General features: G+C 68.9%; 8 protein-coding genes. All 8 read left to right on the top strand.

Going from position 1 to position 13,290, the window contains the following annotated elements:
• The first annotated feature begins 5 nt into the window (after nt 1-5).
• The 8 genes from CA951_RS38530 to CA951_RS38495 all read left to right on the top strand — a co-directional run bounded on the left by CA951_RS38530 (nt 6) and on the right by CA951_RS38495 (nt 13,257).
• Nucleotides 6-371: a cupin domain-containing protein gene (locus tag CA951_RS38530; RefSeq protein WP_087561875.1), complete on the top strand. Its 366-nt coding sequence runs from the start codon at nt 6-8 to the stop codon at nt 369-371.
• Nucleotides 372-398: 27 nt separating this feature from the next.
• Nucleotides 399-1,892, top strand: coding sequence for an aldehyde dehydrogenase (locus tag CA951_RS38525; protein WP_179220481.1), 1,494 nt, complete (start codon nt 399-401; stop codon nt 1,890-1,892).
• Nucleotides 1,893-2,237: 345 nt separating this feature from the next.
• A complete protein-coding gene (locus CA951_RS38520; RefSeq protein ID WP_256974260.1) occupies nt 2,238-2,561 on the top strand; it encodes a GNAT family N-acetyltransferase in 324 nt (107 codons plus the stop codon).
• Nucleotides 2,562-2,592: 31 nt separating this feature from the next.
• Nucleotides 2,593-3,579, top strand: a complete 987-nt coding sequence (locus tag CA951_RS38515) for an isopenicillin N synthase family oxygenase (protein ID WP_087561873.1) — start codon at nt 2,593-2,595, stop codon at nt 3,577-3,579.
• Nucleotides 3,580-3,770: 191 nt separating this feature from the next.
• On the top strand, nt 3,771-5,153 hold the full coding sequence (locus CA951_RS38510) for a dicarboxylate/amino acid:cation symporter (RefSeq protein WP_087561872.1): 1,383 nt from the start codon (nt 3,771-3,773) through the stop codon (nt 5,151-5,153).
• A gap of 43 nt (nt 5,154-5,196) precedes the next feature.
• On the top strand, nt 5,197-5,592 hold the full coding sequence (locus CA951_RS38505) for a nitroreductase/quinone reductase family protein (RefSeq protein ID WP_087561871.1): 396 nt from the start codon (nt 5,197-5,199) through the stop codon (nt 5,590-5,592).
• A 409-nt stretch (nt 5,593-6,001) separates the two neighbouring features.
• A complete protein-coding gene (locus CA951_RS38500) occupies nt 6,002-11,494 on the top strand; it encodes a glutamate synthase-related protein (RefSeq protein ID WP_087561870.1) in 5,493 nt (1,830 codons plus the stop codon).
• Nucleotides 11,491-13,257, top strand: a complete 1,767-nt coding sequence (locus CA951_RS38495) for a sulfite reductase subunit alpha (RefSeq protein WP_087561869.1) — start codon at nt 11,491-11,493, stop codon at nt 13,255-13,257. The genes CA951_RS38500 and CA951_RS38495 overlap by 4 nt, the downstream gene beginning before the upstream one ends.
• Nucleotides 13,258-13,290 lie beyond the last annotated feature (33 nt).

Raw genomic sequence — 13,290 nt, 5'->3', positions numbered from 1 at the left:
CAGCCATGACCGCAGTACACCCCATCCCCACCGGCGCCGAGAACGTCGCGGCGATGACCCCCAGCGCCTACGTCACCGCGGACACGCTCCGGGCGGGCGATCCCCTGGAACACGAAATGGTCCACCTGAGCAGCCGCGACGAGAAGTTCACCGTCGGCTCGTGGCGCGCCGAGCCCTACCGCGAGTTCATCGAGTCCTACCCGGGCGACGAATACACCCGGGTCCTGGAGGGTTCCGTGACGTTGACGTCGGACGACGGGGTCGCGCACACCTTCGGTCCCGGCGACGCGTTCACCCTGACCAGGGGGTGGCGCGGGGAGTACCGCGTCGACGAACCGCTGCTCAAGCAGTTCGCCATCTACATTCCCTGACCACCACTTTCGAGCACGAGGATGACGATGACCGATCCGACCACACTCGACGACTGGACAGCGCTCGCCGCGACGATCACGCCGCGCCGCGAACTGTTCGTCGACGGCGCGTTCCGTCCCGCGAAATCGGACGAGACGTTCGATTCGATCAATCCGGCGACCGGCGAACTCCTCGCCCGGGTGTCCGCCGCGGACGCCCCCGACGTCGACGCGGCGGTCCGGTCCGCGCGGGAGGCGTTCGACTCGGGCATCTGGTCGCGCAGCCCGGCGTCGCACCGCAAACAGGTCCTGCTCAGGCTCGCCGAGCTGATCCTCGAGCACCGCCACGAGCTCGCCCTGCTCGACTCCCTCGACATGGGCAAGCTCGTGGTGGAGGCACTGACCGTCGACGTCCCCTCGGCCGCGGCACTTTTCACGTTCTACGCCGAGGCACTCGACAAGATCGGCGGGGAGATCGCGCCCACCGATCCGGGCAGTCTCGCGCTCGTCTCCCGCGAACCGCTCGGTGTCGTCGCCGCCGTGGTGCCGTGGAACTTTCCGCTCGATCTGGCGGTGTGGAAGCTGGCGCCCGCCCTCGCCGCCGGAAACAGCGTCATCGTCAAACCCGCCGAGCAGGCCCCGCTGTCGGTGCTGCGCCTGGCCGAACTCGCCGCCGAGGCGGGCCTGCCGGACGGCGTCCTGAACGTCCTTCCCGGGCTCGGCGCCGCCGCCGGCGCCTCGCTGGGCCTGCATCCCGACGTCGACGTCATCGCCTTCACCGGTTCCACCGAGACCGGGAAGAGGTTCCTCCGGTACGCGGCGGACTCGAACCTGAAGCAGGTCTGGCTCGAATGCGGCGGCAAGAGCCCGAATCTCGTGTTCGCCGACGCCGATCTCGACGAGGCCGTGGAGAAGGCCGTGTTCGGCGCCTTCTACAACCAGGGGGCGGTGTGCTCCGCCAACTCCCGGTTGCTGGTCCAGGAGTCGGTCGCCGAGCAGGTGACCGACGCCCTCGTCCGCCGGGCGTCGTCGATCCGGCCGGGTAACCCGCTCGACCCCGAGTCCACGCTGGGCGCGATCGTCGACGAGAAGCACACCCGGACGGTCGCCAGTTTCATCGAACGCGCCCGCCCGGGCAGCCGGGTGTTGCTCGGCGGCAACCGAACCACCGTCGACGGCCGGGGATGCTTCCTCGAACCGACGATCCTCGGCGACGTCGCCGAGGCCGCCGAAGTGGTGACCCAGGAGGTGTTCGGACCCGTCCTCACCGTCCAGACGTTCACCGACGAGTCCGACGCCGTCCGCATGGCCAACGACAGCATCTACGGTCTGGCGGCATCGGTGTGGACGGAGAACCTGAACCGGGCCCACCGCGTCTCCGCGGCACTGCGGGCGGGAACCGTCTCCGTCAACACCGTCGACGCCATCAGCGCGCAGACCCCGTTCGGCGGATTCAAACAGTCCGGTTTCGGGCGGGACCTCTCCCTCCACGCGATGGACAAGTACACCGGGCTGAAGACGACGTGGATCCGGCTGCGGTGACGAACGGGCGAATGTACCTTCCGGCGCACCCGCGGCGCCCGGAGGTACATTCGCCCCGAAACGTGGCACCCCACGCCGGCGGGTCGAGCCGCTAAGCTGGCGCCATGTTCGCCCTCGTCCCTTCGGAACCAGATCCGCGATTGCGTTGTGCCACAGCACTTCATGGCAGCACCTCCACGATGGAGGCGATCACGGTACGCCGGCTCGACGCGGCCGACTGGGAGGCGGTGCTCCGGATCTACTCCGAGGGGATCGCGACGCGACGGGCGACATTCGACACGGTGACCCCGACCAGGTCGGAGTTGGACTGCCGCTGGGCTGGACGGGCACCGGTGGGTGGCCGAGGTGTCGGGGACGGTGGCCGGGTGGGCCGCCCTCTCCCCCATCTCCTCGCGACAGTGCTTCCGTGGCGTCGCCGAGAATTCCGTGTACACCGCCAGGGAGTTCCGCGGTGAAGGCGTCGGCACCGCACTGATGCGGCGGCTCATCGACGAGGCCGACTTCGCGGGACTGTGGACGCTGCAGGCCTCGGTGCTGGCGGTCAACACCGGATCCATCGCCCTGCACCACGCGGTCGGCTACCGGACGGTCGGGGTGCGGGAACGGCTCGCGCAGATCGACGGCGTCTGGCACGACAGCGTCCTGCTCGAGCGCCGCCGGGACACCTGACACCGCCGCGCCCCGGGGATACCGTGGAGGGATGCTCCCCATCGTCGACCTCGCCGAACTGGACACACCGGCCGGGCGGGAACGGTTGCGGGAAATCACCCACCACGTGGGCTTCTTCTACCTCGACGGGCACGGCGTGGACCGCGAGTTGCTCGACCGCGTGTTCACGGTCGCACGGGAGTTCTTCGCACTGTCCGAGGACTCCAAGCAGGCCGTCGCGATGCTGAACAGCCCGCACTTCCGCGGTTACAACCGCGTGGGCGGCGAGCTGACCAACGGCGAGACCGACTGGCGCGAACAGATCGACATCGGACCCGAACGACCGCCGATCCCCGGCGCCACCGACTACCTGCGTCTGCAGGGGCCCAATCAGTGGCCCGGCGACCTTCCCGACCTGGAGAAGACGATCGAGGCGCTGGACGCCGCGCTCGCCGACGTCGGGATGCGACTGCTGCGGCACTGGGCCGCGTCGCTCGACGCCGACCCCGCGATCTTCGACGACGCGTTCGCGCACGCCCCCGCCACCCTGATCAAGGTGGTCCGCTACCCCGCGCGGCCGAGCGCCGACCACACGGGCGAGCAGGGAGTGGGCGCCCACAAGGACTCGGGTGTACTGACCATGCTGCTCCTCGAACCTGGCTCGTCCGGACTGCAGGTGGAAACCGAGGACGGCGACTGGATCGACGCGCCCGCCCGGGCGGGGTCGTTTGTCGTGAACATCGGCGAACTGCTCGAGGTCGCGACCGGTGGCTACCTCCGGGCCACCCGGCATCGGGTGCTCACACCCGCCGGTGCGCCGGAGCGGCTGTCGGTCCCGTACTTCCTCAATCCCGCTCTCGACGCCACGGTCCCGGCGATCACCCTGCCACCGCATCTCGCCGCGCGAGCCCGCGGAATCGAGGACGACCCGTCGAACCCGCTCTACAACACGTATGGCGAGAACGCGTGGAAGAGCCGCACCCGCGCCCACCCCGATGTCTACGCACGCTGGTATCCGGACGAGGCGGAACCGGGGTAAAACGCCCACCACCACCGGGAGTAATGTTCCCGCAGTGTTGCTCCTGACCTCTCGGCGTTACGTCGACCTCCGCCTGCAGGCGAGTGCCATCTGTCCGCGCTCGCGCTGACGCACCGCATCACTCAGGACTCTCTCTCGCCGTACCCGCCCCACCGGGCGCAGTCACACGGCCCCATGCGAAAGGCACACCCATGCCCAGCCCCGCGCTGTCCACGCGCGCCGAGACCACCTCTCGGCGCCGAATCCCCCAGTGGGCCACATCGTTCGGTCCCCAGATCGTCACCGGACTCGTCGTCGGTGTCGTCCTCGGTCTCATCGCCCGCGCCATGCCCCTCGCCGCCGACGGCAACGAGAACTGGCTCGTCGGAACCGTCCACACCATCGGTTCCAGTTATGTGAAACTGCTTACCGTCGCGGTGATTCCGCTCGTGTTCACCGCCATCGTCAGCTCGATCGCCAACCTGCGCGAGGTGGCCAACGCCGCCCGCCTGGCCGTGCAGACGCTGCTGTGGTTCGCGATCACCGCCTTCATCGCCGTGATCATCGGGATCGTCGTCGGGTCGATCACCCAGCCCGGAGCCCGCACCGGCGTCAGCGCCGCCACCGAGAAGGCGCCCGGCACCACCGGTTCGTGGTGGGCGTTCATCACCGGACTGGTCCCCAGCAACTTCCTCGGACTGAACGCGAAGACCACCGTCACCGAGGGCGCGGCCACCACGTCGCTGAGCTTCAACGTGCTGCAACTGCTCGTCGTCGCGGCCGCGATCGGCATCGCCGCCCTGAAGGTCGGGGCGAAAGCCGAACCGTTCCTGCAGTTCAACGCATCGCTCCTCGCCATCGTGCAGAAGGTGCTGTGGTGGATCATCCGTCTCGCACCGATCGGGACCGCGGCACTGATCGCGAACGCCGTCGCCACGTACGGCTGGGACGCCATCGGCTCCCTCGGCTGGTTCACCGCCGCCGTGTACGTCGGCCTGGCCATCGTGTTCTTCGTCGTCTACCCCGTCCTGATCCGCGCGCACGGACTGTCGGTGCGCGCCTTCTACTCCGGCGTGTGGCCCGCCACACAACTCGGCTTCGTATCGCGATCGTCGATCGGCACCCTGCCCCTCACCGAGCGGGTCACCGAACGCAATCTCGGCGTCCCCCGCGAGTACGCGTCGTTCGCCGTGCCGCTCGGGTCGACCACCAAGATGGACGGCTGCGCCGCGATCTACCCCGCGATCGCAGCGATCTTCGTCGCCGAGTTCTACGGTGTGCCTTTGTCGTTCACCGACTACCTGCTGATCATCGTGGTGTCGGTCATCGGTTCCGCGGCCACCGCAGGCACCACCGGAGCCACGGTCATGCTGACGCTCACGCTGTCGACGCTGGGACTTCCCCTCGCCGGCGTCGGCCTGCTTCTCGCGGTCGAGCCGATCGTCGACATGGGACGTACCGCGGTGAACGTCACCGGTCAGGCACTCGTCCCCACCATCGTCGCCAAGCGGGAGGGCATCCTCGACGAAGCCCGCTACAACGCCGAGCGCACCGGCGACCCGTTCCAGGACGACGACACGGTCGTCGCGGCGTAGCGAACGCTCGACGAGAGCCTTCCCCACGTGGAAGGCTCTCGTCATGGCCGACCTCAGCACGATCAAACGACGGATCGTCATGCAGTTCCAGCGGCACGTCGCCAACCCGCTCACCGCGCGACTGTCGGGCCAGACCCTCCTCGAAACCACCGGCCGGGTCAGCGGGCAGCCCCGCGTCACACCCATCGGCGGCCGGCGCACGGGCACCGAGTTCTGGCTGGTGTCCGAATTCGGGGAGAAGTCGAACTACATCCGCAACATCCGTGCGAACAATGCCGTTCGCCTGCGGCTCCACGGCCGGTGGCACAAGGGCACGGCGACCCCGCTGCCCGACGACGACACGACGGCCCGGCTGGCGCAGCTGCCCCGGATGAACAGCACCGCCGTCCGCGCGGTCGGCACCGACCTTCTGACGGTCCGGATCGATCTCACCGACTGAGACTCGAACCCCCACAAACGCCCACCGAATAGTCATCCGCACACGCAATAGCGCCCGCATCCGAACAATCGCTGAGCATCTACGGACCAGTCAGTCCGAACGGCCGTTCGGGCATGCACGTTTTGCGGCCTGGCCAGGTGTGATGTTCGCAACTCGGCGTTCGGCCTCCACGCCGGGCGCAGATTTGCTACCGCTCGTCGCGCTCGAATCGAGCAGCTTGCAGATCGGACTTAGCCTCCGCTAATCTGCGGTTTCGCGTGGACATGCCAAAGTCCGCATTTCAGACAACGACGTCTGCCTCACCGGCGCATCGGTACGGGGCCGGTTCTCTGCCGTGATCCTCTCGCCGACGCCACCCGTGCGCCCAGCACGGACCCCCATTCGGCGAGTATCGCGAGGAGACAGTCGGTTGAACACGAGTGCCACCGAGTCCGGCCTGTACGACAGGACGCTCGACAAGAGCAGCTGCGGCGTGGGCTTCATTACCCGCAAGGACGGCATTCAGACCCATGACGTCCTCCTCCGCGGCCACGAGGCCCTGTGTGCCGTTCCTCACCGCGGTGGCATGTCCGCCGAGGGTGTCGGCGACGGCGCCGGCGTGTGCGTCGACCTATCGGTGCCGTTCTTCCGCGCCCTGACCGGTGACGGCGAGCTCGAGGCGGGCCGCTTCGGGGTCGGCAACTTCTTCCTCCCCACCGACGTCGCGTTCCACCGCGACGCGGAGGCCGTCATCGAGCGGGCTCTCGCCGAGCAGGGGTTCCGGGTGCTGCTCGAGCGGGACGTGCCCGTCGACGCCACCGTGCTCCGGCCCGCCGCGATCCGGCACCAGCTGCCGATCCGGCAGTGGGTGTTCACCACGCCCGACACGTGCGCCGACGAGGCCGAGTTCGACCGCCGCATCCACGACGCCCTCCTCGCGATCGAGGCCGTCGCGTACACCCAGCCGGACCTGGCCGGGCTGTACCCGCTGTCGCTCAGCGCCCGCACGCAGGTACTCAAGGGCCGCCTCAACTCGAACGAGGTGATGCCCTACTTCCAGGACCTCGTCGACCCGGCGCACGCCATCCACACCCTGTACTTCCACACCCGGTTCTCCACCAACACCGACCCGCATCCGACGATGGCGCAGCCGTTCCGTCTGATGGCGCACAACGGTGAGCTCAACACCGACAAGAAGAACCGGCTGTCCGAGACGGCCCTCGCCCGTGCCCGCAACCGAGAGATCGTCCGTCCGCACGGTCAGTCCGACAGTTGTCGCCTCGACCAGACACTGCAGAGCCGCGTCGTGGAGGACGGCCTGGACCTGGTGACCGCCGTCGTGTCGATGATGCCGCCGGCGTGGGAGAACGATTCCACCCTGTCGCCCGAGGTGCGGGCGATGCTCGAGTACTTCTCGCTGTACGAGGAGAAGAACGACGGTCCGGCCGCGCTGATCTTCGGTGACGGCACCGTCGTCGGCGCCCGGCTCGACCGGCTCGGTCTTCGTCCGCTGCGTTCGGTGGAGACGGACGAGTACCTGTGCGTCACGTCGGAGGCCGGGCAGATCGACTTCGACCCGAACACCGTGCTGCACCGCGGACGCATCGAGGCCGGCGGGATGCTGTACTTCGACCACCGCGTGGGCCGCTCGTACTCCACCGACGAGGCGCTGGAACTGCTCGCCGCCCGCAACGACTACCCGACACTCGTCGCGGAGGCCCGCCGGACCATCGAGGCGCTGCCCGAGGTCGAGGCCGAGCCGGGTCCGCTGCGCTACAACGGCGACCTCGAGCGCACCCAGCGGTACGTCGCGTACTCGCACAACCAGGAAAGCTTCAAGTTCATGATGGACCCGATGCTCGCGTCGGGTCAGGAGAAGATCTCCGCGATGGGCTACGGCAACGCCATCAACGCACTCTCCGATCAGGAGGGTGGTGTCGCCAAGTACTTCTCGCAGCGTTTCGCGCAGGTCACCAACCCGTCGCTGGACAGCATCCGTGAGGCCGACGGCATGACGCTGCGCGTCGCGCTGGGCGCCAAGCCGAACAGTGGCGCGCAGTCGGCGCCGCAGATCGTGGTGCCCTCGCCGATCCTCACCCACATGGACATGCTGCGGATCCGCAAGCAGACCGAGACACCGGTCCAGCGGTTCCCGATGCTGTACACCCCGGTGCACGGTGACCCGGCCGCCAATGCGGCGGCGCTCGAGGCCGCCGTCGACGGTCTCTGCGACGAGGTGGAGACGTTCGCCCGCGAGCAGGGCGGCATCGCGATCCTCACCGACCGTCACGTGGCCACCGACCGTGCGGCGCTGCCGATGATCGTGGCGATCTCCGCGGTCAACCAGCGGCTGATCGAGGAGGGCCTGCGTCTGCGGGTGTCCGTCGTCGCCGAGAGCGGTCAGATCTCGTCTTCGCACCACGTGGCCGCCGCCCTCGGTTTCGGCGCGGCCGCGATCTACCCCCTCGCCGTCCGTCTGCGCGCCGAGGAGAAGTTCGCCGACGACGCCGACCAGGCGTTCAAGCGGTTCGCGAAGGCCGCCGAGAAGTCGCTGATGAAGACGATGGGCCGGGTCGGCCTGTGCACCGCCGAGAGCTACATCGGCGGCGAGTTCTTCGAACCCAACTACCTCGACACAGACGATCGGGTGCTGCGCCGCTACTTCGCGAATGTGAAGACGCCGGTCGGCGGTGTCGGGTTCGCCGTCATCGCGCAGGCCGTCGCGGACTGGCACCAGCGTGCGCTGTCGGTCACCGGGGAGAAGGACGTCCCGCTGCTCGGACTGTTCAAGGAGCGCGCGGAGGGCGCGGGCCACTCGTACGGCACGGCGGCCGTGCGCGGCTTCGTCGACCTCACCGAGGAACCCATCGCGTTCGACACGGCGGGCACGCAGGACCACACGGAGTCGCTGCGACTGCTGCCGCTGAACCGGCTCGAGGACGCGTTCGGTCTCGACGACGACGCCTACCGCAACGCCGGTTTCCAGAAGTTGACGCACGAGGCGATCGACCGCTTCGAGATCACCCCCGGCTACCGTGCGTTCGCGCGGACGATGGCCGACGAGCGGACCCGTCGTCCCGTAGCGCTGCGCGACGTCCTGGATCTGCCCGCCGATGTCACGTTCCTCACCACGGCGGCCGAGTTCCGCAAGCAGATGGGCCGCTTCTCCCGCAAGGGCAACAACAGCTTCGCGGTGCGCGGACTCGCATCCGAGGCCGTCGGCGACGACGGGTTCCGGCTCCGGCTCACCGGCCCCCACGCGGGCGAGGCCTCCGTACTCGCGGCGCTCGGCGAGTCGCTGGTGATGCGGTTCGGCGACGACCTGCGCGAGCACCGCGTCGACGGCGACGCGCTGCTCGTGCGCACGTCCGGTGAGGCGCTGCGGTGCCTGTCGCTGCTGCGCACCGCTCCGGCGAGCCTGCCGATCGACCGGGTGCAGAAGGCCAGCGACATCACCCCGTTCCTCACGTCCGGCGCCATGAGCCACGGCGCGCTGAACTCCAACGCGCACGAGGCCGTCGCGCACGGCACCAACATGGTCGGCGGCATGTCGAACAGCGGTGAGGGCGGCGAGCACATCTCCCGCTACGGCACCATCCGCGGTTCCCGGATCAAGCAGTTCGCGTCGGGCCGCTTCGGCGTGTGGGCCGGCTACCTCGCCGACCCGATGCTCGAGGAACTCGAGATCAAGATCGCGCAGGGCGCCAAGCCCGGCGAGGGCGGGCAGCTGCCCGCACCGAAGGTGACCGTCGAGATCGCGGCCGCCCGCGGCGGCACTCCCGGCGTCGAACTCGTCTCTCCCCCACCGCATCACGACACGTACTCGATCGAGGACCTCGCGCAGCTGATCCACGACTGCAAGGCGGCGCGGGTCCGCGTCATCGTGAAGCTCGTGTCCTCGGAGGGCATCGGCACCATCGCGGTCGGTGTCGCGAAGGCCGGGGCCGACGTCATCAACGTGGCAGGCAACACCGGTGGCACCGGCGCCGCCGCGGTGACGAGCCTCAAGTACGCCGGACGGTCGGCGGAGATCGGCGTCGCCGAGGTCCATCAGGCGCTGTGCGCCAACGGTTTGCGGCAGAAGGTGCTGCTCCGCTGTTCCGGTGCGCACCAGACGGCCAGCGACGTGGTGAAGTCGGCGCTGCTCGGCGCGGACAGCTTCGAGTTCGGCACCACCGCCCTGATGATGCTCAAGTGCGTCATGGCCAAGAACTGCAACATCAAGTGCCCGGCCGGCCTGACCACCAACCCCGAGCTGTTCGACGGCGACCCGCGCGCCATGGCGCAGTACCTGCTCAACATCGCGCACGAGACCCGCGAGGTGCTGGCGGAACTGGGCATGTCCTCGCTGCGCGAGGCCCGGGGACGTTCGGATCTGCTGCAGCTGCTGGACCACCCGTCCAGCGTCGGCCAGCTCGACCTGCGCGCGATGCTCGCCGTGGTCGACGAGGTCACCATCGGCGATCCGGTGTACCTGGAGAAGGACTACACGCTCGACGACGGCTGGCTCGTGCAGCTGCGTGCCGCGCTGATCGAGCAGGGCGAGGCCACGGTCGAACTCGGCGACGGCGTGCACCTGAGCAACCGCAACAAGAGCGTCGGCGCCCAGCTGGCGGTCGACATCGAGCGGATGCTCAATCACGAGCTCACCGAGGTCGCGCTGCCCGCCGTGCTCCGCGACGAACGCGGCCGCGGCTACCTGCGCGACGGCAGCGTCCGGATCGCGACGTCCGGGTCCGCGGGCCTGTCGTACGGCGCGTTCTGCAACGACGGCATGGCCCTGGTCCACACCGGCACCGCCAACGACGGCGTCGGCAAGGGCGCCAACGGCGGCAGCATCGTCGTGCGCTCCCCCGGTGGCGGTTCCGATCGCCACGGCGGCAACGTGCTGATCGGCAACTTCGCGCTGTTCGGCGCCACCGGTGGCCGCACCTTCGTCGAGGGCCAGGCGGGTGACCGCTTCGCCGTGCGCAATTCGGGTGCCACCGCCGTCGTCGAGGGTGTCGGCGACTTCGCCTGCGAGTACATGACCAACGGCGCCGTCCTCAACCTCGGCAGCTTCGGCAAGGGCGTCGGCAACGGCATGAGCGGCGGCTTCGTCTACCAGTACGACCCCGAGAACAAGCTGCCCGGCAAGGCCAGCGCCGACTCGATCCTGCTCGGTTCGATCACCGGCGACGACGAGCACGCCGCGCTGCACCGTCAGGCCGTGCACGTGCTGCTCGGGTGGCACCTCGAGGCCACCGGCTCCGCCAAGGCGGCGTGGCTGCTGGAGAACTGGGAGACCGAGCAGCACCACTTCGTGTACGGCATGCCGCGCGCGCTGCTGCAGTACCAGGACAGCGACGAGATCCTGAAGGCCAAGCCCCGCAAGGACCTGGCCGACGAACTGGCCGCCGCGCTGGTCGGGCACCAGGTGCGCAAGTTCAAGCTGGACTACCGGGACGGTCACGCCGTGCTGGACGGCGCGGTCCCCGGCTACGGCGAGGCCGACACCGAGGCGATGTTCGCGCTGCTGAACAACTACACCGTGCTGAACGCGGCGCAGGAGATGGCGCTGTCCAAGCTGCCCGGTGTCACCGATCCGTCCGACCCGGCCGTCGACAAGGCCGTCCGCAACCTGCTGCTCACCGAGGACTTCTTCCTCATGCAGCGATTGCAGCGGTACGCACGGGAAGCGTTGAAGGACTACAGCGACGAGGATCTGGCCGTGATGGTCGCGGCCAAGCGGCTCGCCGACTACAAGGACGCGCTGCGCCGCCGCAACGTCCGGTCCATCGACGCCCCCGGCACGTACGGCTGGATCCTGCACCAGGATGCGAAGAACGTCGACAAGATCGGCCGGCTGCCCGGTTTCGAGGAGCTGTTCGCGCAGCACGCCCTCCCCGATCTGATCCCTGCGAGAGACGTGGTGCCCTCATGAAATTGCCCTACATCCCCCAGGACGCCCCGTTCAGCGAGGACCAGCGCGTCTGGCTCACCGGCTTCCTCGCCGGAATGAGCTCCCGTCTCGTCGTCGGCGGCTCCGACGCCCCCGCCGCCGCCGGTGGGCAGCTGCCCGCCATGCACGTGCTGTACGGCAGCCAGACCGGGAACGCCGAAGGTGTCGCGGAAGATGCTGCGGCCGCAGCACGTTCGCACGGCTTCGCGCCGGTCGTGAGCGCCCTCGACGACGTCGACACGGACGCACTCGCCGCGATGCAGCGCATCCTCGTCGTCACCTCCACCTACGGTGAGGGCGAGATGCCCGACAACGCCGAACTGTTCTGGCAGGCGCTGGCCGCGGAGACCGCACCGCGGCTCGAGACCACCGACTTCGCGGTGCTCGCACTCGGCGACACCGGGTACGACGGGTACTGCCAGGCCGGCAAGATGATCGACACGAGGCTCGAGCAGCTCGGGGCCCACCGCGTCACGCCGCGCGTCGACTGCGACGTCGACTACGAGGACGCCGCCGCCGCGTGGGTCGCCGACACGCTGCCGTTGTTCGCGGCCGTCGAGGGCATTCGCGGCGAGTCCGCCGTCGCCGACGTCGCCGAGCCGGTGACGAAGCCGGCCCGCACCCGGTCGCAGTGGAACCGCAAGAACCCCTACGGTTCCACGCTGTCCGTGAACCGGCGGCTGTCGAGCGAGGAGTCCGCGAAGGAGATCCGCCACTACGAGTTCGCGCTCGCCGACAGCGGTCTCGACTACGAGGCCGGTGACGCGCTCGGTGTGATGCCGATCAACGATCCCGCCCTCGTCGACGCCCTCGTCGACCGGCTGGGCATCCCGGCCGATGCCGCCGTCACCGGCAAGGAGCGGCCGTTCAGCGACCTGCTGCTGCACGCGTACGAGATCTCCACGCCGAGCCACGAATTCATCGACGAGATCGAGAAGCGCGCGGGCGACGAAGAGCTGAGTCACGTGCTGCGGCACGGCGACAAGGAGGCCCTCGACGCCTGGTTGTGGGGCAAGGACGTGCTCGACCTGCTGCTCCTCGAACCGTCCGTGACGCTCACGGCGGACGAGTTCGTCGGACTGCTGAAGCCGTTGCAGCACCGGGCATACTCCATCTCCTCCAGCCCGCTGGCCAACCCGGGCAGCGTGCACCTGACCGTCGCCAGCGTCCGCCACAGCTCGGCCGGACGCGACCGCGGCGGCGTGTGCTCCACCTTCCTCGCCGATCGGATCGCCGAGGGCGGCAACGGCGGCATCTTCGTGTCGAAGAACAAGTCGTTCCGCGTGCCCGCGAACGACGACGCACCGATGATCATGGTCGGCCCGGGCACCGGCATCGCGCCGTTCCGCGCGTTCCTGCAGGAGCGTCAGGCGCGGGGCGCGTCGGGACGCAACTGGCTGTTCTTCGGCGACCAGCACCGCGCGTCGGACTACATCTACGAGGAGGAGATCGCCGCGATGAGCGACAGCGGTCTGCTCACCCGCCTCGACCTCGCCTTCTCCCGCGACCAGGCGGAGAAGATCTACGTGCAGAACCGGATGATCGAGAACGGCGCCGAGTTGTTCGCCTGGCTCGAGGACGGCGGCCACTTCTACGTGTGCGGCGACGCCACCCGCATGGCGAAGGACGTCGACCGGGCCCTGCACGAGGTGATCGCCACCCATGGCACCCTTTCCACCGAGCAGGCCGCCGACTACGTGACCAAGCTCAAGAAGGAAAAGCGCTACCTGCGCGACGTGTACTGACCACGTCGGCAGCTACTCACGAGGAGCAAGAAC

This window comes from Rhodococcus sp. NCIMB 12038, assembly GCF_002165735.1.
In the GTDB taxonomy this organism is placed as follows: domain Bacteria; phylum Actinomycetota; class Actinomycetes; order Mycobacteriales; family Mycobacteriaceae; genus Rhodococcus_F.
The sequence above is the reverse complement of the archived record's forward strand: the minus strand, read 5'-3'. Positions and strand labels throughout refer to the sequence as shown.

Bases quoted from the DNA above. Each gene is read 5' to 3' on its own strand.
- CA951_RS38505 (WP_087561871.1), top strand. From the start codon at position 5,197: ATGGCCGACCTCAGCACGATCAAACGACGGATCGTCATGCAGTTCCAG.
- CA951_RS38525 (WP_179220481.1), top strand. From the start codon at position 399: ATGACCGATCCGACCACACTCGACGACTGGACAGCGCTCGCCGCGACG.
- CA951_RS38510 (WP_087561872.1), top strand. From the start codon at position 3,771: ATGCCCAGCCCCGCGCTGTCCACGCGCGCCGAGACCACCTCTCGGCGC.
- CA951_RS38530 (WP_087561875.1), top strand. From the start codon at position 6: ATGACCGCAGTACACCCCATCCCCACCGGCGCCGAGAACGTCGCGGCG.
- CA951_RS38495 (WP_087561869.1), top strand. From the start codon at position 11,491: ATGAAATTGCCCTACATCCCCCAGGACGCCCCGTTCAGCGAGGACCAG.
- CA951_RS38515 (WP_087561873.1), top strand. From the start codon at position 2,593: ATGCTCCCCATCGTCGACCTCGCCGAACTGGACACACCGGCCGGGCGG.